General features: G+C 69.8%; 20 protein-coding genes. 12 read left to right on the top strand and 8 right to left on the bottom strand.

The window, feature by feature from the left end:
* Positions 1-14: 14 nt before the first annotated feature.
* Positions 15-836: a DUF1684 domain-containing protein gene (locus tag ACFWP7_RS17920; protein ID WP_384382476.1), complete on the bottom strand. Its 822-nt coding sequence runs from the start codon at positions 834-836 to the stop codon at positions 15-17.
* A gap of 313 nt (positions 837-1,149) precedes the next feature.
* Between ACFWP7_RS17920 and ACFWP7_RS17915 the strand changes: the two genes are divergently transcribed.
* Both ACFWP7_RS17915 and ACFWP7_RS17910 read left to right on the top strand, forming a co-directional pair.
* Positions 1,150-2,517, top strand: coding sequence for an FAD-dependent oxidoreductase (locus ACFWP7_RS17915; protein WP_384382475.1), 1,368 nt, complete (start codon positions 1,150-1,152; stop codon positions 2,515-2,517).
* A 148-nt stretch (positions 2,518-2,665) separates the two neighbouring features.
* Positions 2,666-3,298 (top strand): dihydrofolate reductase family protein, encoded by a 633-nt coding sequence (locus tag ACFWP7_RS17910; protein ID WP_384382474.1) that lies wholly within the window; start codon positions 2,666-2,668, stop codon positions 3,296-3,298.
* 81 nt (positions 3,299-3,379) lie between these two features.
* Here ACFWP7_RS17910 and ACFWP7_RS17905 read toward each other — a convergent pair whose 3' ends face one another.
* Positions 3,380-3,964, bottom strand: coding sequence for a TetR/AcrR family transcriptional regulator (locus ACFWP7_RS17905; RefSeq protein WP_384382485.1), 585 nt, complete (start codon positions 3,962-3,964; stop codon positions 3,380-3,382).
* Between the two features lie 201 nt (positions 3,965-4,165).
* Between ACFWP7_RS17905 and ACFWP7_RS17900 the strand changes: the two genes are divergently transcribed.
* Genes ACFWP7_RS17900 through ACFWP7_RS17885 form a run of 4 tightly spaced genes read left to right on the top strand, consistent with a single transcriptional unit; the run spans position 4,166 to position 9,099 of the window.
* On the top strand, positions 4,166-4,726 hold the full coding sequence (locus tag ACFWP7_RS17900; protein ID WP_384382473.1) for a (2Fe-2S)-binding protein: 561 nt from the start codon (positions 4,166-4,168) through the stop codon (positions 4,724-4,726).
* On the top strand, positions 4,723-5,715 hold the full coding sequence (locus ACFWP7_RS17895; RefSeq protein ID WP_384382472.1) for an FAD binding domain-containing protein: 993 nt from the start codon (positions 4,723-4,725) through the stop codon (positions 5,713-5,715). The genes ACFWP7_RS17900 and ACFWP7_RS17895 overlap by 4 nt, the downstream gene beginning before the upstream one ends.
* Entirely contained in the window at positions 5,712-7,847 is a 2,136-nt protein-coding gene (locus ACFWP7_RS17890; protein WP_384382471.1) for a xanthine dehydrogenase family protein molybdopterin-binding subunit, read from the top strand. Before ACFWP7_RS17895 ends, ACFWP7_RS17890 begins: the two co-directional genes overlap by 4 nt.
* A complete protein-coding gene (locus ACFWP7_RS17885) occupies positions 7,840-9,099 on the top strand; it encodes an XdhC family protein (protein WP_384382470.1) in 1,260 nt (419 codons plus the stop codon). Before ACFWP7_RS17890 ends, ACFWP7_RS17885 begins: the two co-directional genes overlap by 8 nt.
* Before the next feature lie 25 nt (positions 9,100-9,124).
* Here the strand turns inward: ACFWP7_RS17885 and ACFWP7_RS17880 are convergent, their stop codons facing one another.
* The gene (locus ACFWP7_RS17880) at positions 9,125-9,820 is read right to left on the bottom strand and encodes an HAD family hydrolase (RefSeq protein ID WP_384382469.1); all 696 of its coding nucleotides are present in this window, start codon (positions 9,818-9,820) and stop codon (positions 9,125-9,127) included.
* 76 nt (positions 9,821-9,896) lie between these two features.
* The gene (locus tag ACFWP7_RS17875; protein WP_384382468.1) at positions 9,897-10,373 is read right to left on the bottom strand and encodes an Lrp/AsnC family transcriptional regulator; all 477 of its coding nucleotides are present in this window, start codon (positions 10,371-10,373) and stop codon (positions 9,897-9,899) included.
* A gap of 287 nt (positions 10,374-10,660) precedes the next feature.
* On the opposite strand from ACFWP7_RS17875, the gene ACFWP7_RS17870 reads away from it, so the two are divergent.
* The 5 genes from ACFWP7_RS17870 (at position 10,661) to ACFWP7_RS17850 (ending at position 13,620) form a co-directional block, all read left to right on the top strand.
* Positions 10,661-11,116 (top strand): ATP-binding protein, encoded by a 456-nt coding sequence (locus tag ACFWP7_RS17870; protein ID WP_384382467.1) that lies wholly within the window; start codon positions 10,661-10,663, stop codon positions 11,114-11,116.
* Positions 11,117-11,461: 345 nt separating this feature from the next.
* The gene (locus tag ACFWP7_RS17865) at positions 11,462-12,325 is read left to right on the top strand and encodes a SigB/SigF/SigG family RNA polymerase sigma factor (protein ID WP_384382466.1); all 864 of its coding nucleotides are present in this window, start codon (positions 11,462-11,464) and stop codon (positions 12,323-12,325) included.
* 60 nt (positions 12,326-12,385) lie between these two features.
* The gene (locus tag ACFWP7_RS17860; RefSeq protein WP_384382465.1) at positions 12,386-12,610 is read left to right on the top strand and encodes a DUF5133 domain-containing protein; all 225 of its coding nucleotides are present in this window, start codon (positions 12,386-12,388) and stop codon (positions 12,608-12,610) included.
* 55 nt (positions 12,611-12,665) lie between these two features.
* Positions 12,666-13,166, top strand: coding sequence for a DUF6328 family protein (locus tag ACFWP7_RS17855; protein WP_384382464.1), 501 nt, complete (start codon positions 12,666-12,668; stop codon positions 13,164-13,166).
* Between the two features lie 106 nt (positions 13,167-13,272).
* Entirely contained in the window at positions 13,273-13,620 is a 348-nt protein-coding gene (locus tag ACFWP7_RS17850) for a PRC-barrel domain containing protein (protein WP_384382463.1), read from the top strand.
* A 96-nt stretch (positions 13,621-13,716) separates the two neighbouring features.
* Here the strand turns inward: ACFWP7_RS17850 and ACFWP7_RS17845 are convergent, their stop codons facing one another.
* Positions 13,717-14,151: an ATP-binding protein gene (locus ACFWP7_RS17845; RefSeq protein WP_384382462.1), complete on the bottom strand. Its 435-nt coding sequence runs from the start codon at positions 14,149-14,151 to the stop codon at positions 13,717-13,719.
* A 67-nt stretch (positions 14,152-14,218) separates the two neighbouring features.
* Positions 14,219-14,476: a WhiB family transcriptional regulator gene (locus ACFWP7_RS17840; protein ID WP_384382461.1), complete on the bottom strand. Its 258-nt coding sequence runs from the start codon at positions 14,474-14,476 to the stop codon at positions 14,219-14,221.
* A gap of 300 nt (positions 14,477-14,776) precedes the next feature.
* On the opposite strand from ACFWP7_RS17840, the gene ACFWP7_RS17835 reads away from it, so the two are divergent.
* Entirely contained in the window at positions 14,777-15,481 is a 705-nt protein-coding gene (locus ACFWP7_RS17835) for a GAF and ANTAR domain-containing protein (protein WP_384382460.1), read from the top strand.
* A gap of 21 nt (positions 15,482-15,502) precedes the next feature.
* Here ACFWP7_RS17835 and ACFWP7_RS17830 read toward each other — a convergent pair whose 3' ends face one another.
* Positions 15,503-17,908 carry a SpoIIE family protein phosphatase gene (locus ACFWP7_RS17830; protein WP_384382459.1) on the bottom strand — a complete coding sequence of 802 codons (2,406 nt, stop codon included), beginning with the start codon at positions 17,906-17,908 and terminating at the stop codon, positions 15,503-15,505.
* A gap of 100 nt (positions 17,909-18,008) precedes the next feature.
* The coding region (locus tag ACFWP7_RS17825; RefSeq protein WP_384382458.1) for a HAMP domain-containing protein at positions 18,009-21,367 on the bottom strand (3,359 nt) is incomplete at its 5' end.

The raw sequence follows: 21,367 nt of genomic DNA, 5'->3' as shown, positions 1-21,367 counted from the left end.
GGCCTGAAGCAGGGTCAGAGCTGTCCGCCGCGCTCCAGCGGGATCTTCTCGCCCGCTTCGACGGCGACCGGCAGCCGGTTCTCCGTCGGCGGGAGCGGGCAGGTCGCCAGGTCGGTGTAGGCGCAGGGGAGGTTGCCGGCGCGGTTGAAGTCGACGGTCACCCTGCCCTCGCCGTCCGGGGGACCTACCTGGAGGGAGCGGTTCGCGGCGTACGTGGTCACGCCGGAGGTCTTGTCCGTGAACAGCACCATCAGGCTGCCCGGGGCCTTGCCGTTGAAGGCGGTGAGCCGGTGCGGCATGCCGTCCAGGTCGAACTCGACCTGGCCGGGGGAGTCGTAGACGTGTTCCAGGCCCTCGACGGCGGCGCCGACGGTCACCGGGCGCGGTTCGGCGAAGGGCAGGAACCGCCCGGTGCGGACCCAGCGAGGGTCGGGGGCGTAGGCCGGGGTTTGGGTGAAGGCGGTGCGCAGCACGCTGTCGGGGTGGCGGGGCCGCACGATGTCGTGGCCTCCGCGCTTGGCGACCTCGATCACCGCGTCACCCCACCCGGCCTGGACACTGGCCCGTTCGGCGATGACCCCGAAGTCGTACCGGCCGTGCACCGCCGTGCCGTCGACGGTCAGTTCCTCACCCTCGTCCAGCTCGACCACCACCCCGTCGGCGGTGCTCGACCAGGCTCCCGGGGCGTCCTCGAACCGAGTCGGCTCCGCGCTCAGCCAGCGCAGGCTCGTGATCGCCAGGAACCCGTGCGGACCGGCGAGCACCCCCTCCTTCGCGCTGTGCCACTGCTCCCACTCCTGTACGAAGCTGCCCAGGTCGACCTCTTGGACTGTCATGCCCGCTCCCTCGTATGGCACCCGAGGCGGACAGGCGCACCGCCCGTCCGCCGCACTCGTCTGTTGAGTGCAACTGCCGCGGCCCCGTAGGTCATTCCGGATTGCCGGAGAGATCGGGCCGCGATCGCCCCGACCACGTCGGCGGCGGCCAGGTCACCCGGGTTCTGAGGGGTCGGCCGGGCGATTTTCAGGGCCCGTCGACTCATAAGCCGGACTTATGAGGTCATAGATCGAACCCGACTACTGACTTAGGCTAGCCTTAGTTTAGGCTTCCCGAGGAGTACACCTGTTGTCGCTCGAAGGGAACCTGAACATGCCTCGCCCTCTGCGGGTAGCCATTGTCGGAGCCGGCCCGGCCGGGATCTACGCTGCCGACGCGCTGCTGAAATCCGCAGTGGCGGCGACCGAGCCCGGTGTCTCCATCGACCTCTTCGAGCGGATGCCGGCTCCGTTCGGACTGATCCGCTACGGCGTCGCCCCCGACCACCCCCGGATCAAGGGCATCGTCAAGGCCCTGAACCAGGTGCTCGACAAGCCCCAGGTCCGTCTCTTCGGCAACGTCGACTACCCGGGCGACATCAACCTCGACGACCTGCGCGCCTTCTACGACGCGGTGATCTTCTCCACGGGCGCGACGGCCGACCGGGCGCTCGCCATACCCGGCATCGATCTCGACGGCTCGTACGGTGCGGCGGACTTCGTCTCCTGGTACGACGGACACCCGGACGTGCCGCGGACCTGGCCGCTCGACGCCGAGAAGGTCGCCGTCCTCGGTGTCGGCAACGTCGCCCTCGACGTGGCGCGCATCCTGGCCAAGACGGCGGACGAGCTGCTGCCGACCGAGATTCCGCCCAACGTCCACGACGGCCTCAAGGCCAACAGGGCGCTGGAGGTCCACGTCTTCGGCCGTCGCGGCCCGGCGCAGGCGAAGTTCAGCCCGATGGAGCTGCGGGAGCTGGACCACTCCCCGAACATCGAGGTCATCGTCGACCCCGAGGACATCGACTACGACGAGGGCTCGATCGCGGCCCGGCGCGGCGAGAAGCAGACCGACATGGTCGCCAAGACCCTGGAGAACTGGGCCATCCGCGACGTCGGCGACCGGCAGCACAAGCTCTTCCTGCACTTCTTCGAGTCGCCCACCGAGATCCTCGGCGAGGACGGCAGGGTCGTCGGCCTGCGCACCGAGCGCACCGTGCTGGACGGCACCGGCAACGTCAAGGGCACCGGCGAGTTCAAGGACTGGGACCTCGGTGCCGTCTACCGTGCCGTCGGCTACCTCTCCGACAAGCTGCCCAAGCTGCCCTGGGACGTCGACTCCGGCACGGTTCCCGACCAGGGCGGCCGGGTCATCGAGGAGACCGGCGAGCACCTCCAGTCGACGTACGTCACCGGCTGGATCCGGCGCGGCCCCGTCGGTCTGATCGGCCACACCAAGGGCGACGCCAACGAGACGGTGGCCAGCCTGCTCGACGACCACGGCAACGGCCGCCTGCACACCCCCACCGCACCCGCCCCGGAGGCCGTGGACGCGTTCCTGGCCGAGCGGAACGTCCGCTACACCACCTGGGAGGGCTGGTACCGCCTCGACGCCGCGGAGAAGGCACTCGGCGAACCGCAGGGCCGCGAGCGCGTGAAGCTCGTCGAACGCGAGGAGATGCTGGACGCGAGCGGCGCGTAGGACCTCGGAGCGCGGCGTGTGACCCCCCGGCCGTATCGGCGCAACTTCTGCTCCTGATCCGCAAGTCGTCGTCGAGGACCGTCGATCCGGGTGTCTCTTGTTCGACGTAGGGGTGAGAGACGGAAACGGCGAACCGAGGAGTACGACGATGCCGAAGCTGCGCGTACACAACATCACGATCTCGCTGGACGGCTTTGCCGCAGGCACCAACCAGCGACTGGAGTATCCGCTCGGTGAGGGCTTCGGGGAGGACATGCACGCATGGATGTTCGCCGCGTTGCGTGACCGGGCCGAGGGCAGGACGGGGATCGACGTCGACCACGTCGCCCGCAGTGAGGAGAACATCGGGGCCACCATCATGGGGCGCAACATGTTCGGGCCCCAGCGAGGACCGTGGCCGGACGAGACCTGGCGCGGCTGGTGGGGCGACAACCCGCCTTACCACAACGACGTGTTCGTGCACACGCATCACCTTCGGCCCGCGCTGGTGATGGAGGGCGGGACCACGTTCCACTTCACCGACGAGCCCGTCGAGAAGGTGGCGGAGCGGGCGTTCGAGGCGGCGGCGGGCCAGGACGTGCGGATCGGCGGAGGGGCGGCCACCGTTCAGCAGTATCTGCGCGCCGGTCTGATCGACGAGCTGCACCTGGCCATCTTCCCGACTCTCCTCGGGAGGGGCGAGCGTCTGTTCGACAACCTGGGGGACGGAGTCGACGGCTACCGGGTCGCGGAACTGGTCAGCTCGGCGGCCGTCACGCACGCCAGGCTGGTCCGTCGCTGACCAGCCAGCCAGCCAGCCAGACATTCAGCCGGCCGTCCATCCATCCATGTTCGGCCGGCCGGCCCGCCCGATGGACGAGGCTCACGCGCCGCCGTGGCGAGACCCGGGTGCACCCGCGCGCAAGCCGTCCATGACCAGGTCCAGCAGCCGTCGGGCGCGCGGCTGCCACTCCCCGTGCGGGTCGATCTGCCAGAGTCCGGCGATGGCGAGCATGAAGTCGTCGGGGGTCACTCCCGGACGGGTGGTGCCCGCCTCCTCGTTCGCCTTCAGCAACAGGGTGATGGCCGAGGTCACCGGGCCGTATCCCACCTTGGCCAGGGTGCCGTGCGGCGGTCCTGCGGTCTTGCGCAGCGCGTCGGCCAGGCCGGCCTTGGCCATGGCGTACTGGGCGAGGCGGTCCATCCACTCCCGCAGGGCCTGGTCGGGAGCTCGGGTCTCCAGCAGCTGGGCCGCGGTGTCGGCGACCTGCTGCACCTCGTAGCGGTACACCTCAAGGACGAGTGCCTCGCGGTTCGGGAAGTTCCGGTAGAACGTCCCCTGTCCCACGCCGGCCTTCTTCGCGATCACGCTCAGCGGGGCGTCGGCCGAGCACGTCAGCTCCGTGAGCGCCACCGCGAGGATGCGCTCGCGATTGCGTTGCGCGTCCGAGCGCAGGGGAGCGCCCATGTCGCTCGTGTCCTCGTCGGGTCGCACGCGTCCTCCCCTCGGCCGGGTCTTGCTAAGCGGACAACTGTCCGTTAGGTTCGGGGCTACCGGACAGTTGTCCGCTTAGAGCCCACTGTAGCGGCAGATCAGGCCAGTGCGGCCGACTGATGTCCATCGCCACCGACTCCTTCACCTGTAGTGCTATGCGAAAGAAGGCCGATCATGGCCCCCTCGACGTCGAGCGCCATCACCCTGAACATCAACGGGGAGAAACACACGCTGCCCGTCGACCACCGCACCACCCTGCTCGACGCGCTGCGCGAGCGCCTGGATCTGACCGGCACCAAGAAGGGCTGCGATCAGGGCCAGTGCGGCGCCTGCACGGTGCTGCTCGACGGGCGCCGGGCCCTCTCCTGCCTCCAGCTCGCGGTCGCCGCCGAGGGGCGGGCGATCACCACCATCGAAGGTGTGGCGGACGGTGACCGGCTGCACCCCGTCCAGCAGGCCTTCCTCGACCTCGACGGCTACCAGTGCGGGTACTGCACACCGGGGCAGATCTGTTCCGCCATCGCGGTGATCGAGGAGCACGCGGCGGGCTGGCCGAGCGCCGTCACCGCCGACGTCCGGCCCGAAGCGGGGGTCCCGCCGCTCACCGACGAGGAGATACGCGAGCGGATGAGCGGAAACCTGTGCCGCTGCGGCGCGTATGTGTCGATCGTGCGGGCGGTCGAGCGGGCCCAGGCGGCCGAGATCGAGAACCGGACCGAAGGAGCGGCGGTATGAGGGAGTTCGAGTACCAGCGTGCGTTCGACGTCCCCGGCGCGGTCGCCCTGCTCGACGCCGACCCAGAGGCGCGCTTCCTCGGCGGCGGCACCAACCTCGTCGACCTGATGAAGGCCGGTGTGGAAAGGCCCGCCCGGCTCGTCGACGTACGCGAACTGCCCCTCGACCGGATCGAGTTCACACCGGACGACGGACTGCGCATCGGCGCGACGGTCACCAACAGCGACCTTGCCGCCCACCCCGAAGTGCGCCGCCACTACCCGGCGTTGACGCAGGCCGTCCTGGCCGGCGCCTCCGGTCAGCTGCGCAACATGGCCACGGTCGGCGGGAACCTGCTCCAGCGCACCCGCTGCGGCTACTTCACCGACCTGGCGAAACCGTGCAACAGGCGTGCTCCCGGCAGCGGTTGCCCCGCCGTCGAGGGCGAGCACCACAACCACGCCATCCTCGGCGCCTCCGAACACTGCGTGGCCACCCACCCCTCGGACATGGCGGTCGCACTCGCTGCCTTCGACGCCGTCGTGTCGTACGAAACGGCCGACGGGCCGGGCGAGTTGCCGCTCGCGGAGCTCTACCTCCCGGTGGGTGACACCCCCCATCTGGAGACGGCGCTGCCGCCCGGCGCACTGATCACCGGCGTCACCCTGCCGCCGGCGCGGGTCGCCGCCAACTCCCGCTACCGCAAGGTGCGCGAGCGCGCCTCGTACGCCTTCGCCGTCGGCTCGGTCGCCGCCGCCCTCGACGTTCAGGGCGATGTCGTACGTGAAGTGCGGCTGGCCTTCGGAGCGGTGGCGTCCAGGCCGTGGCGGGCCTCGGAGGCCGAACGGGTGCTGACCGGGGGACCAGTGAGCGCCGAGGCGTTCGCCGCCGCGGCCGACGCCGAACTGGCGGCCGCCGAAGCGCTGCCCCACAACGGATACAAGGTGACGCTGATCCGCAACCTCGTCGTGGCCGTGCTGACCGAACTCGCCGAGGAGGCTTCCCGATGACGACGCCGACGCCGACCACGACGACCGGAACCGCCGCCGCGACCCGGGCCGTCGGTACCGCCCGCACGCGTGTGGAGGGCACGGCCAAGGTCACCGGAGCGGCCCGCTACGCCGGAGAGATCCCCTACGCCGAACTCGCCCACGGCTGGCTGGTGTTGTCCACCGTGGCCCGCGGCCGTATCCGTTCGGTGGAGGACGCGCCCGTCCTCGGGATGCCCGGAGTCCTCGCCGTCCTGCACCACAGGAACGCCCCGCGCCTCGACGCGAACTACACGAACGGGTTCGGGCGGCCCGACCCCGTGCTGCAGCTCTTCCAGCACGACCGGGTCCCCTTCGTCGGCTGGCCGGTGGCTCTGGTCGTCGCCGAAACCTCCGAGCAGGCGAGGGAGGCCGCCGAGGCGCTGCTGGTCCGGTACGACGAGGAGCCGCACGACGTCGCGTTCTCCGCCGGGCGACCGGGGACATACACGCCGGAGGACTCGGAGACGGCGAAAGGGGACCTGGAGTCCGAACTCGCCGCGTCCGAAGTCGTCGTGGACGCGGAGTACACCACGCCGGAGGAGCACCACAGCCCCTTGGAGCCGCACGCGGCGATGGCGCGCTGGGACAACGGCCGGCTCGAAGTCGTCGACTCCAACCAGGGCAGCGCGTTCGTGGCGGACGAGCTCGCGAAGCTGTTCTCGCTCGACCGCGACTCGGTGCGGGTGCGGTCCGAACACGTGGGCGGCGGCTTCGGAGCCAAGGCGACCCGTCCGCACTCGATCCTCGCCGTGATGGCGGCGACCGTCCTGCACCGCCCGGTCAGAGTCGTACTGACCCGTCGTCAGATGTTCTCGCTGGTCGGCTATCGCAGCCCCACCGCGCAGCGCGTCAGGCTCGGCGCCGACGCCGACGGGCGACTGCGCGCGTTCGACCACCAGGCGCACAGCCTGACCTCGACCGTCCATGAATTCGTCGAGAGCAGCGCCAACTTCGGGCATGCGATGTACGACGCCGACGCGCATCACACCGTGAACCGTGTCGTACGGCTCGATGTGCCGACTCCGAGCTGGATGCGCGCGCCGGGCGAGGCACCGGGCTCGTTCGCGGTGGAGTCCGCGCTCGACGAACTCGCCGAGAAGTGCGGCATCGACCCGATCGCACTGCGCGTACGCAACGAGCCCGACGTCGGGCCCGTCTCCGGGCTGCCGTTCGCCAGCCGGAACGTCCTCGCCTGCTACCAGGAGGGCGCCCGCAGGTTCGGCTGGGCGGACCGCGACCCGCGCCCCGGCATCCGTCGTGAAGGGCGCTGGCTGCTCGGTACCGGTATGGCGGCGTCCGCGTTCCCGACGCTCTCCGCACCGTCGACGGCGGCCGTGACGGCGGAGGCGGACGGTACCTTCACCGTCAGGATCACCGCGGCGGACATCGGGACGGGGGCGCGCACCGCGCTGACGCAGATCGCCGCGGACGCGCTGGAGGTGGAACCGGGGCGGGTGCGGGTACGCATCGCCGACAGTGATTTCGGTCAGGCGATGATCGCCGGCGGCTCGATGGGCACCCGCTCCTGGGCCTGGGCGATCAACGCCGCCGCGGGCGAGCTGCGTGAGCAACTGGCCCTGGGCGGCGGCATTCCACCCCAGGGGATCACCGCACGCTCCAACACCTCCGAAGCCGTCCGCGCACTGTCCAAGAAGGAACGGAACGCGTTCGGTGCGCAGTTCGCCGAGGTCGCGGTGGATGTCACCAGCGGTGAAGTACGCGTACGCCGGATGCTCGGCATCTTCGCCGCGGGCCGGATCGTCAACCCGCTGACCGCACGCGGCCAGTTCATCGGCGGGATGGTCTGGGGACTGTCCATGGCGCTGCACGAGGAGGCGGTCAGGGACCAGGCATCCGGCGGCCATGTCGGCGCCGACCTCGCGGGCTACCACTTCGCCGCACACGCCGACATTCCGCCCATCGAGGCGGACTGGGTGGACGACCCGGACCCCGACGACCCCGTCGGAATCAAGGGCATCGGCGAGATCGGGGTGGTGGGCGGCGCCGCGGCGATCGCCAACGCGGTCTGGCACGCGACCGGCGTACGCCACCGCAATCTGCCGATCCGGCCCGACCGCGTGCTGATGGCGACTGCGGGCGGACATGCTTGACCTCGCCGACGAGTTGAACCGGTGGACCGAGGAGGGCCGGGACTTCGCCGTCGCCACCGTGGTGTCGGTCGGCGGCAGCGCGCCACGCGGTCCCGGCGCCGCTCTCGCCGTCGACGGCCACGGCACGGTCATCGGCTCGGTCTCCGGCGGCTGCGTCGAAGGGGCGGTGTACGAGCTGTGCGTCCAGGCCCTCCAGGACGGCCACCCGGTGCTCGAACGGTTCGGCTACAGCGACGAGGACGCCTTTGCGGTGGGCCTCACCTGCGGCGGGGTCATCGATGTCCTGGTCACGCCGGTACGAGCGGACGCGCCCGTCGGAAAGGTGATCGCGGCGGCCCTGTCGGCCGCCGCCCGCCGGGAGGCGGTCGCCGTGGCCCGGGTGGTCCGCGGCCCGGCCGAGCTGCTCGGCGGGGCGTTGTTGGTCCACTCCGACGGGTCGCATGACGGGGGACTCGGGGGATCGGACGGTAGGGACTCGCACGAGTTGCGCGCGGGTGGCCCGGAGGGTTCGTACGACGGCGGTCTCCATGGCCCTCGCACAGATCACGGCCACGACGGCCTCTCGGCTCCGGACCGGACCGCGCTGGCGGAGGCCCGCGCGATGCTGGACGCCGGTCGGACGGGCACGGTCGAGATCTCGGAGGACGGATCCCGCTGCCCGGGCGGCGTGACCCTGTTCGTCGAGACGAGGGTGCCGCCGCCCCGCATGATCGTGTTCGGTGCCGTGGACTTCGCGGCGGCGCTGGTGCGGGCGGGCAGGTTCCTCGGCTATCACGTGACCGTGTGCGACGCCCGTCCGGTCTTCGCCACACGCCTCCGCTTCCCCGAGGCCGACGAGATCGTGGTCGACTGGCCGCACCGCTACCTCCGGAGCACGGGGACCGACGGGCGCACGGTGCTGTGTGTGCTCACGCATGACGCCAAGTTCGACATTCCGCTGCTGGAGACGGCCCTGCGGCTGCCGGTCGCGTTCGTCGGTGCGATGGGCTCGCGCCGCACCCATCAGGACCGTGATCGCCGGCTGCGCGAAGTCGGGCTCACCGACGCCGAGTTGGCCCGCCTGCGGTCCCCGATCGGGCTCGACCTCGGCGCCCGTACGCCCGAGGAGACCGCCCTGTCCATCGCGGCGGAGATCGTCGCGGCCCGCCGGGGAGGGACCGGTGTTCCGCTGACCGGATCGGGGACACCGATCCACCGCGACATGGACGGGAGGGACGCCGACGGGCCGGCCCGCACCGAGGCGGCCGCGTGAACCGGTGAAGGTCTGCGCGGGGAGCTCAGGTGGCCGGAGCCGAGTTCACGAGCCAGTCGTACGCTGCCCGTGCCGTGAAGTCGGCCTGGCCGCCGCGCAGCAGCAGATCCGCCGTGGCGAACCGCGGGTCGTCGGCCTGGGCGGCGACGTAAGGGATGGCGATGCAGCGCATCCCGGCCGCGTGCGCGGCTGCGGCGCCCGGAGCGGCGTCCTCCAGGACCACGCAGTCGGGCGCGGACGCCCCCAGGCGGCGCGCCGCCTCCAGGAAGACGTCGGGTGCGGGCTTGCCGTGCGCGACCTCGTCGGACGAGACGACGGTCGGCAGAGAGGAGACCAGGCCCGTGCCGGTCAGGATCGCCTCGATGGCCTCCGGCGAGGAGCCCGAGGCCACGGCCATCGGGACGCCGTCCCCGGCGAGCAGTTCCACGAACTTCCGCATCTCCGGGTACACACGCGTGGAGGCGCGGGCCAGCTCCAGATAGCGGCGGTTCGTCTCGGCGAACAGGGTGTCGAGCGGCACCGCCAGGCCGTAGCGATTCTTCAGCAGGGCAAGTGTCTCCTGGGCGCTGATGCCGACGTAACTCTCGTGGTCGGACCAGGTGAAGTCGGTGACGCCGAGCTCGGCGAGCGTCCGCCGGCCCGCCTCGAAGTAGTTCGGCTCGCTGTCCACGAGCGTTCCGTCGAGATCGAAGATCACTGAGGTGCTGCCGAGGGTGCCCATGGATTCCAGGATGCCAATGATCAGCTCGGTGCCGGGCCGTCGGGGCCGCTGGTGCGGTGAGCGTGGGGGCGGCCGGTCAGTTCTTCGCGGCGCGGCCGATCGACTCCACCAGCGGCAGCAACCGCTGCGGGACGCGCTCGCGCAGTACCACCTCCGTACGGGTGCGCACGACGCCCGGCACGCTGATCAGTGCCTGGATGACATCCTCCAGGTGCGCGTTGTCGCGCGCCACGACCCGGGTCAGCAGATCGCCGCCGCCGGTGATCGAGAACGCCTCGATGATCTCCGGTACGGCGGCCAACGCGTCGCCGACGTCGTCGAGATGGCCCTGCGTGACCTCGATGTGCACGAAGGCGAGCACGGGGTGGCCCAGTGCCGCGGGGGACAGGGTCGGGCTCGTACCGGTGATCACTCCGTCCCGCTCCAGCCGGTCGAGGCGGGCCTGGAGGGTGCCGCGGGCGATGCCGAGGGTACGGGCGTACTCGCGCACGCTGGTGCGTGGCTGCTCCAGCAACAGTCGCAGAATACGGGTGTCCAGCTCGTCCACGGCCATGGTCCGTCGCCCTCCTGCCGCCTCCGGTGATCACTTCCGACTGTACCAATGGCACCACTCAAGGCGAATCAGCTGAACCAGCACCCGGACGCCCACCCCAGGCCTTCGCGGCCGACGGGGTTTGGAGCGCCATTCCGCGGTCAGCCGTAGAGGTGGACCCTCTGCCGAGGACAAGACGGATCAGTTGAAGGACGACCGGAATTCCGTCTCCTGCGAGATGGCCCCGGCAAAAGGCAATGAGAAAAGGTCACGAGAAAAGGTCACGCGACGAGACTTGGGAGCAAAGCATGTGCGCGGAACACCGGATGAACCGGACGCTCTCCACCGACACGGTGGCTGTCCCGGAGCAGCCGCGCTCAGGGCCGCGCAGTCCGGCCGAGGTGCGCCAGGCGGTCAGGCGCGCACTTGAGGGGCGATTCCGTGACAGCGATACCGCTGATGACGAGGATGCCGTGAGTGACGCCTTGCTCGTGGCCTCCGAACTGACGACCAACGCGATCAGGCACGGGGGTGGCCTCACGGACTTTCAGGTCACGCTGGCCGGCTGCGAAGTACTCCTGTCGGTGAGTGATCGAAGCGAGCAACTGCCGCTGGTCGTACGCGGTGTCGACGAGTCGGGTGACCTGCGGGTGGGAGGCCATGGCTGGCCGATCGTCTGCCGTCTCGCGCGCGATGTCGTCGTCTCGGATCTGCGCACCGGAGGAAAGCGCATCACGGCTGTGGTGCCCCTCTCGTCGTCCTGAGGCTTTCCGGAGAAGATCGGCCTCGTTTCCGTCTTTCCGCCGGGCGTATGCGTGACAGGCCCGTATGCCCCGGCTTGCAGCGCATATGCCTCGCGTCCGAACCCGTGAGAAGTGAGCCTGGCCTGCCCATCACGTGTTCTTTTCGGACAAGGGCGTCTTCCGGACGTGGCTCGCGGAAGAAGTGAACACGTCTGTTTGACCGGAGGAATGCCGGGCAACTGGATTTCGTGCTTCGGACCGGAGGCGCGCCGGCGGGAGTGGTATGCCGCGCGGCCGCCCTTCGGCGGCCCGACGGCACCGCGTCTCGCGGTCAGACCCCAACAGCACCGTGGAGGGCGATTTCGCATGCTCACTGACGTATCCGCGCGCTTTTCCCCCGGCCCCGCCCCGAGCGGGTCCGCCACCAAACGACCGTACGACGACGCACCGGACTGCGCATCGGCTTTCACCCGGCTGGTGGAGCTGGACGAGGGGCCCGAGCGCGACCTCATCCGCGATGAACTGGTCGAGTCGTGGCTGCCGATGGCGTATCGCATCGCGGGCCGCTTCCGTGACCGGGGCGAGTCGATCGAGGACCTTCGACAGGTCGCGGCACTGGGCCTGGTGAAGGCCGTCGACCGCTTCGACCCGGCGCGCGGGGCCTTCGAGAGTTACGCGGTACCGACCATCACCGGCGAGATCAAGCGCCACTTCCGCGATCGCATGTGGGCGTTGCGGGTTCCGCGGCGCGTGCAGGAACTCAGGAACAAGGTGCGGGTCGCACGTCGCGAGCTCAGCCAGTTCCCCGGCGCTTCCGAGCCCTCGGCCGCCGAGATCGCTGCCCACACCGGTCTCTCGGAGGACGAGGTCGGTGACGGGATGGAGGCGATGGAGAGCTTCAGCACCCTCTCCCTGGACGCCGAACTGTCCTCCAGGGAGGACGGCTACAGCCTTGCCGACACACTCGGCGCGGCCGACTCCTCCTTCGACACGGTGGTGGACCGCGAGGCCGCGAAGCGGGGCCTGAGCCGCCTGCCCGAGCGCGAGCGCGCCATTTTGTACATGCGGTTCTTCGAGGGCATGACCCAGAACCGCATCGCCGACCGGCTGGGCATCTCCCAGATGCACGTCTCCCGGCTCATCACCAACAGCTGTGCCCGCGTACGCGCCGAAGTGCTCGACGACGAGGCGCGCCGCCAGCACCCCGCGGGCCCGACCCGAACCACCTGACCAGTCAGCTGCTTTCGCTTGTTGTTCCTGCCTGCTCTCACCTGACCTAGGAGTACGGACATGCTGATGCCCCACCCGGAGACGCTGCGCGAGCTGGTGGCCGAGTACGAGGCACTCGCGGCCCAGGAAGCCGCGGACCGTACGGGAAGGCCGGGCCAACGGGCTCAGGACCTCGCGTACACGCTCTGTGTCTCGACCGGCACCCGTGATGTGCGGCTGGCTCTGGCGGCGGCCCGTCGGCAACTCGTGGTCGAGACCGCGGTGATACCCGCGATGAGCGACTGACACCGGACTGGAGCGCACCGGCAACCGAATCGAACGACTCCAAGCGGGAGGAAAGTTGACCGTCTCGGGAGACGAAGCAGCCACCGGGAACGCTGGGCGTGACGAGACCCAGGAGGAGGGAGCCGACCGCAAATGGAGCGAGCTCATCCAGGAGATCCGGGTGGCTCAGACGGGTGTGCAGATCCTGTTCGGCTTCCTGCTCACCGTCGTGTTCACCCCGCGATACGGGCAGTTGGCGCAGCTGGACAAGGCCATCTACATCGTCACGGTGGTCCTCGGGGCCGCTGCCACGGGTGCGCTGATAGGTCCTGTGGCCCTTCACCGGATCGTCTCCGGGCGGCGCGTCAAACCGCAGGCGGTGAGGTGGGCTTCGCGGCTGACCTTCGTAGGGCTCGTGCTGCTCCTCGCGACCATGACCGCGTCACTGTTGCTGATTCTCCGGGTGGCCACGCACGACGTGTACGTGCCGTGGCTCGTCGCCGGGGTGGTCGCCTGGTACCTGTTCTGCTGGTTCGTCCTGCCCATGTGGGTGCGCTACCGGTACACCAGCGACTGATACACCAACGACTGACACACCAGCGACCGCTACAGCAGCGTCCGATACGCCGGCGCACCAACCCCCGCCACCGCCGGCGCACCAACCCCCGGCACCAGGAGTACCCGTGCAAGAGTCCCTGTGGAACTACACGCCCACCAGCGGTCACACGCCCGACGACGACCTGACCGGCTACGCGGTCGAGGCCGCGGACGGCCACATCGGAACCGTCGACAAACACTCCGGCGCCGTCGTCGACCAGTACATCGTGGTCGACACCGGGGTGTGGATCTTCGGCAGGAAGGTCATGCTGCCCGCCGGCACGATCGTGGCCATCGACCATGAGGCCAAGAAGGTATATGTGTCCCTCAGCAAGGCCGAGATCAAGGCGTCACCCGAGTTCGACGAGGACAAACACCTGGGCGACCCCGCCTACCGCGACCAGCTGGGCGGCCACTACGGATCCGGTCACTGAGGCCGTCCGGCCAGCCGGCCCCGCCACGCCCCGGTCCGGCGCCACCACGCCCGGACCCGGCACGCGCCGGGAGAGCACCAGGGCAGGGGCGGCAGATCACCAGGGCAGGAAGGTGTGCACGTCCTTGCCGTCGGGCCGCAGTTCCACGCTGACCTGGTCGCACAGGGTGTGAATCAGGTGCCAGCCGATTCCGCCACCGCCCTGCCGCGGATGGAACGGGCGGGGTGCGGGCGGAGTGGTGCTGCTGTCCCGCACGGTCACATGGACGCCGTCGAAGGTGCGGCGCATGTGGAGTTCGAAGGGACCAGGGGCGTACTGGACCGAGTTCGCGACGAGCTCGGTGACCACCAGCAGGATGTCGTCCCAGTGCTCGACCGCGCTCGGCGGCGACGCCCGGGCGAGGGAGGCCAGATAGGCTTCCGCTGTCAGGCGCGCATCGGTCACGTTGCGCAACTGGCCGGCAAAGGCCTTGGAGAGGGCCTCGGTCCCCTGCCGCGACGGCTTTCTTTCCCCACTCGGATCGCTCGCCATGTCGCCTTCCCGTGTGGGCTCCTCCACGCTTCCCTGACGTGGACATGGTCCCCTTGCCCGGGGCTGCCTACGCCGTGGTGCCCCGGGACCGCCGGGCCGCCCGCCGCCACAATGAACGCCGCTCAGCCTCACTTGTACCACCCCAGACCCCGATACTCTGGCCCGTTTCGAGGGCCCACTCCAGGCACTGGTCGCGTACCGGGCAGCCCTGGCAGACGGCCTTCGCCTCGTTGATCTGCAAAATCGCGGGGCCTGTCGTGCCGACGGGGAAGAACAGGTCGGGGTCGACGGTGCGGCATGCCGCGGATTCGCGCCAGTTGTCCATGAGGGCCTCCTGCGCTCGCAGTCGTGTGGATCGGTGCGGGTTCCTTCGGTGTTCGGGTCACCCGTGATGGCACAGGTGAAACAGAAATGCGCCGATGACCCGAATGTCCTGCCGACGCGTGAGCCGACTGTCCTGCGGCCCGTGCCCCGGATGTCCTCCCGGCGCCTGCCCCGGATGTCCTGCTGAAATCCGCCTGCTTGAACCCTGACCCACCAGGGAAAGCGGATTCGAAGTGCGGCCGGTCATATGCCCGCGCCGGGCGAACGGCAGTCACCTGCCGTCGAGTTAAGGAGGTGGGACATGGCGCAGGAAGCCGACGACGTCTGGGAGCGGTTCGCCATCGGCCTGGCGGAGATGGCGCGGGATCTGCTGGCACAGGACTCGGTCCAGGCCACCCTGGACCGGATCGTGGCGCACGCCTCGGTGCTGATCACGGAAGTCGACGAGGCCGGGATCCTCACCCTCCGTCACGGCGAGGTCCACGCTCTGTCCGCGACGAGTGACCTGGTGCGCACCGCGGACCGGATCCAGCAGGACCTGCGGGAAGGGCCGTGCTTCGACGCCGTCGTAGACCGCCGACAGGTCTACTCCATCGAGGATCTGCGTGAACCGCATGAGCGCTGGTCGCGCTTCGCCCCCGAGCTGAGGAAGCTCGGCATGGGGAGCTCCTTGGGCTATCTGCTGTTCACCGAGGACGACGCGCTCGGCGCGCTCAACCTCTACTCGCGCCTGCCGCACGCCTTCGACGACATGGCACAGCGCGCGGGCTGGGTGCTCGCCTCCCACGCGGCCGTGGCGTTCTCCGCCGCCCGCACGCACCAGCAGCTCAGCCACGCGCTGGAGACGCGCCACGAGATCGGTGAGGCCATGGGCATCCTCATGGAGCGCCACGGGCTGAGCGAGGACACGGCCTTCAAGGCCCTCAAGAAGGCCTCCCAGGACCGCAACATCAAACTCCGCGAGATAGCGCGTCAGATCTGCCGGACCGGCGAGAAGCCCGACTGACCGCACCCTCGGCGCACGGTGCTACGACACCCGGATCCCGACGATGCAGGTGTCGTCGTCGGTGTCCGACCTGCTGTACGTGAGGAGCCGGTCCAACTGGTGGTCCAGCGTGGGGCGGACCGTGCGGGCACTGGTCAGCAGCTGGGCCATCGACTCCTCGACCGACCGGTCACGCCGCTCGACCAGCCCGTCCGTGTACATCAACAGGGTGTCCTCGATCGCCAGTTGGACCTCGCCCTCCTCGTACGTGGCCTCGGGTACGGCACCGAGCAGGATCCCCTTGAGGAGGGGCAGCGGGTTCGCTTCCGTGTCACGGACCAGGACGGGCGGCAGGTGACCGGCCCTGGCCCACCGCAGGGTGCGCCGGGCCGGGTCGTAGAGGCCGCAGACCGCCGTGGCGGTGATGGAGCCCGTCAGATGGTGCGCCACGATGTTGAGCCACGACAGCAGCTGGCCCGGACCCGCACCCGTCACGGCGAGTCCGCGCAGCGCGTTCCGCAGGACCACCATGCTGGTCGCCGCCTCGATCCCGTGACCGGCCACGTCGCCGACACACAGGAGCACCAGCCGCGAGGGCAGGACAACGGCGTCGTACCAGTCGCCGCCCACCAGTTGCTCGGTCTCCGCCGGCCGGTAGCGGACGGCCACCTGGAGCCCCGGCGCCTGCAACGGAGCCTGGGCCGGTGGCATGATCGCGTGCTGCAGTTGCAGGGTCAGCCGGTTGCGTTCGTGTGCCTGCTGCTCGCTGTGGGCGAGTTGGTCGCGCGTCGCCGCGAGCGCGACCTCCGTCCAGTGCTGGGCGGAGATGTCCTGGCAGGCCCCTCGTACGATGAACAGCTGGTTCTCGGCGTCCAGCACCGGCTCGGCCACCACCCGCAGATGCCGGGTCACCCCGTCCGGGCGCTGGAGCCGGAACGCCGCCGTGGCGGGCCGCCGGTGGTGGAGGAGGGTGCGCAGAAAACGGCCGATCGCCACGGCGTCGTCGGGGTGTGCGTGTGCGGGCAGGTCCTCGAGCGGCACGGGCGTGTCGGAGGCGGAGCGCCCGTACAGGCTGTAGAGCGTGCCGTTCCAGGTGATCTCGCCGGTGAGCAGGTTCTCCTCGAAGCCGCCGATCCTGCCGAGCCGTTGGGCGTGCTGAAGCAGGCTGGCGAGCCGTGCGGTCTCTTCCTCGATACGCCACAGGAGCAGCACGCTGTCGCCGTGCCGGCTGAGGCTGATGTCGGCCACGCTCGACAGCGGTACCTGCTCGACCAGCGCCGTGAGATCCATCCGGTGGTCCCGGAACGGCTCACCCGTGGCGTAGACCCGCTCGACGTGCTGGAAGAGCTCGCTCTCCCCGGCGGCCAACGGATAGGCCTCCAGCAGCAGGGCTCCATTGACGACGCCGCGGGGTCGTCCGGCGGGGTCGACGAATCGGCTGTTCACATGGCGGATCCGGAAGTCCGCGAGCCGTCCGCCGTCGTCGAGGTGGGGTTCGAGGATCAGCGCGGGATCGTGCAGTCCGTCGATGAGATCGATCAGTTCCGCGACACCGGGCGTGACATGCGGGCCGTTGGCCTGCGTGCGGTCGCTCAGGAGAGGGCGGCTCTCCAGCGTGTGGGCGCACAACTCGGCCAGCGCCTCGACCTGGCGGGCGACCTGGGGCGACTGCGGTTCCAGGGGCGACGGCCAGGCGATTTCGAGGACGCCGTGGATACGGCCGCCGACACCGGCCGGGGCCGCCACCCTCCCGCCGTACGGGTAGTGGGTGCGCCCGATGGTCGGTTGCCCGGCCTCGGTGAGTGACGCGGTCCACTGTGTCGTACGACCGGACAGGGCCCGGCGCGCCACCGTCGCCACGCCGGGCGGTACGTAGCGCCAGCGCTCCGCCTCCGCCGCGGAGAACCCCGCGCTGCCCGCCAGGGTGAGACAACCGTCGACGCCGACCGCCCAGATGGCCACGGCCACCGCGCCGAGCGGTGCCAGAGCGTGCTGGAGCAGCGAGTCGGCCACCGACTGGGTGTCGTCGGCGGCCAGCGCACCACTCTCCGCCTCCCGCAGCCGGACCGCCGGGGAGGTGTCCCGGGCGTCGTGGGAACCGGTCGTGGCGGCCAGGAAGGTACTGGTGACCTCGGAGAGCCGGTCGCGCGCCGCCTGGTTGATGACGTCGACGGCGAGTTCGAGCAGGCCCACCTCGCCCTGCTCGGTCAGCTCGGTGAGCTGTCGGGCGGCCTGCGCGGGGCCGCAGCCCAGACGCTCGATCAGGATGCCCTTGGCGAGCTCGATCAGGGCGCGGCCGTCGGCTTCGGCCTGCGCGGCCTGCACCTCGCGACGCAACCGGTCCACCGTGGCGGCCAGTCTGCCCACCATGGACGTCGACGCGACGTCGGTCAGGCCGTCCGTCGGTTCGGCCGTCCAGGTACCCGGAGGCTGTTCGGGAGTGCTCACGGTGCGGTTGCTCCTCGGCTGGGACGTCCGCATGGGCGGGGGAGAGGGGTGCGGGGAAGGCGCCCGGCCGGCCGGGCGAACCGGCGGGCGCCCTCCGGTGTCACTCGCTCAGCCAGCGCCGGACGCAGGCGATGAGGTCGTCGGTGTCGACCGGCTTGGCCACATAGTCGCTCGCACCCGACAGGAGACTCTTCTCCCGGTCGCCGGGCATCGCCTTCGCGGTGACGGCGATGATCGGCAGGTCGGCATACCGGGGCATTTTGCGGATCTCAGCCGTGGCGGCGTAGCCGTCCATCTCCGGCATCATCACGTCCATCAGGACGACCGCGATCTCGGGACGGCTGAGCAGGGTCTCGATCCCCTTCCTGCCGTTCTCCGCGTGCAGCACCTGGAATCCGTGCAGTTCCAGGATCCCGCTGAGGGCGAAGAGGTTGCGGGCGTCGTCGTCGACCACGAGGACCGTGGTGCCGTGGAAGGCGTCGCCGACGATCCGTGCGTCCTGGGGCTGCGGCTTCTCGGCGCGGACCAGCGGGAGCACGTCCCCCGGTTCCTCGGCGGAGAGATGCAGGGCGATGCGTTCGCGCAACTCGTCCAGGCTGGAAAGGAACTCCAGCGTCCGGGGGCCGGACCGGGACTGCAGGTCCTGCTCCTGGGCCAGGTCCACGCGGCTCCCGTTGTGGACGAGCACGGGGACGTTCGCCAGGGCCGAGTCGCCCTCGACGGCCTCCAGGAAACTGGCCGCCTCCCCGTCCGCCATGCCGAGTTCGAGGACGACGCAGTGGCAGGCTCCGGCGGCCAGCGCGCTCGCCGCCTCCTGCGCGCCCACCACCGTGACGACGTCGACCGTCTTCCGTGTGCCGCTGTCGTCACGACTGCGGTTGAGATCCCCGACCGCGCTCTCGGCGACGAGGGTGAGCAGACCGCGCGGCCGTTCCTCGACGACCAGCAGCCGACGCCGGTTCTGCCGGGGCAGTCCGGCCGGGCCCTGTGCCGGAGTTCCTGCCCTCACCACGTCGGCGGCGTCCGCGCGCGGCGCGGAGTCCGGCTGCCGGCTGCCGCTCAGCAGCTCCTCGAAGTCGGGACGGGCCACCGGAAGGAAGAGGGTGAAGGTACTGCCCTGACCGGGTGTGCTGTCCACGGTGACCTGGCCACCTAGCAGACGGGCGATCTCCCGGGTGATGGACAGACCGAGACCGGTGCCGCCGTACTTGCGGCTCGTGGTGCCGTCGGCCTGCTGGAACGCGCCGAAGATCGTCTCGAGTTGCTGTTCCGGGATACCGATACCGGTGTCCTTCACCCGGAAGGCGATGACGGTGCCGGCGTGCAGCACCCCCTGCGGGATCTCGTGTCCGGTCGCCGGTTCGATACGCAGCTCGACGCGTCCCTGCTCGGTGAACTTGACCGCGTTCGACAGCAGGTTGCGCAGGACCTGACGGAGCCGGGAGTCGTCGGTGAGCAGGTCGTCGGGCGCGCCGGGCGCGGTGGTGATCGTGAAGTCCAGACTCTTCTGCGAGGTCATGGGCCGGAAGGTGGCCTCGACATACTCCAACAGGCGGCGCAGCGAGACCTGTTCGGGGGAGAGATCCATCTTGCCTGCCTCGACCTTCGACAGGTCGAGGATGTCGTTGATCAGTTGGAGCAGATCCGAGCCCGCGGAGTGGATGATCCCCGCGTACTCGACCTGCTTCGGCGTGAGGTTGCGGGAGGGGTTCTGGGCCAGCAACTGGGCCAGGATGAGCAGGCTGTTGAGCGGGGTCCGCAGCTCGTGGCTCATGTTCGCCAGGAACTCGGACTTGTATTTCGAGGCCAGCGAGAGCTGCTGGGCTCGTGCTTCGAGTTCCTGCCGGGCCTGTTCGATCTGCAGGTTCTTGGCCTCGATGTCCCGGTTCTGGGTGACCAGGAGCGAGGCCTTGTCCTCCAGTTCGGCGTTGGAGCGCTGCAGTTCGTCCTGCTGAACCTGCAACTCCTCGGACCTGACCTGCAGTTCGGCCGTCAGACGCTGGGACTCGCCCAGCAGCTCGTCGGTACGGGCGTTGGCCACGATGGTGCTGACGTTGACACCGATGGTCTCCATCAGCTGTTCCAGGAAGGTCTGGTGGACCGAGGTGAAGCGGGTCACCGAAGCCAGTTCGATCACGCCGAGCACCTGCTCCTCGACCACGATGGGCAGCACCACCAGAGCCGTCGGTGCCGTCTGTCCGAGTCCGGAGGAGATGGTCACGTATCCCGGCGGCAGCTCGTCCACCGTGATGGCGCGGAGGCTGCGGGCGGCCTGGCCGACGAGTGAGCGGCCCATCGGGATACGGGCGGGCCGCTCCGTGTCGTCCGGGTAGCCGTAGGACCCGACGAGCCGGAGTTCCGTCCCGTGCGCCGTCTCCTCCGCGAGGTAGAAGGCGCCGTACTGCGCGGCGACCAGCGGGGTGAGCTCGTCCATGATCAGGTCGGCCACGACGTCGAGGTCGCGGTAGCCCTGCATCAGCCCGGAGACGCGGGCCAGATTGGTCTTCAGCCAGTCCTGCTCATGGTTGGCCCGCGTGGTCTCGCGCAGGGACTCGACCATGGAGTTGATGTTGTCCTTGAGCTCGGAGACCTCGCCCGACGCCTCGACGGTGATCGAGCGGGTCAGGTCACCCTCGGCCACGGCGCTGGCCACCTCGGCGATCGCCCGCACCTGGCGGGTCAGGTTGCCCGCCAGTTCGTTCACGTTCTCCGTCAGGCGCTTCCACGTACCGGAAACGCCTTCCACCTCGGCCTGTCCGCCGAGCCGGCCCTCGCTGCCGACCTCCCGTGCCACCCGGGTGACCTCGGCGGCGAACGCGGAGAGCTGGTCGACCATCGTGTTGATGGTCGTCTTGAGCTCCAGGATCTCGCCGCGTGCGTCCACGTCGATCTTCTTGGAGAGGTCTCCCTTGGCCACCGCCGTGGTCACCAGGGCGATGTTGCGGACCTGGCCGGTGAGGTTGTTGGCCATCGAGTTGACGTTGTCGGTGAGGTCCTTCCAGGTGCCCGCCACGTTGGGCACGTGGGCCTGTCCGCCGAGCCGGCCCTCGGTGCCGACCTCGCGGGCCACCCGGGTGACCTCGTCGGCGAAGGCCGACAGCGTGTCGACCATCGTGTTGATGACGTCCGCGAGCGCCGCGACCTCGCCCTTCGCCTCGACCGTGATCTTCTGGGAGAGGTCTCCCTTGGCCACGGCCGTCGCCACCTGGGCGATGGAGCGGACCTGACCGGTCAGGTTCGACGCCATCACGTTGACGTTGTCGGTGAGGTCCTTCCAGGTGCCCGAGACACCTCGTACGGTGGCCTGTCCGCCCAGGTTGCCCGCGGTGCCGACTTCGCGGGCGACGCGGGTGACTTCGTCGGCGAAGGCGGAGAGTTGGTCGACCATCGTGTTGATGGTGTCTTTGAGTTCGAGGATTTCGCCGCGGGCGTCGACGGTGATTTTCTGGGAGAGGTCGC

It is taken from the genome of Streptomyces sp. NPDC058470, assembly GCF_042721055.1.
GTDB lineage: Bacteria > Actinomycetota > Actinomycetes > Streptomycetales > Streptomycetaceae > Streptomyces.
This window is presented reverse-complemented; position numbering and strand designations above follow the sequence as displayed.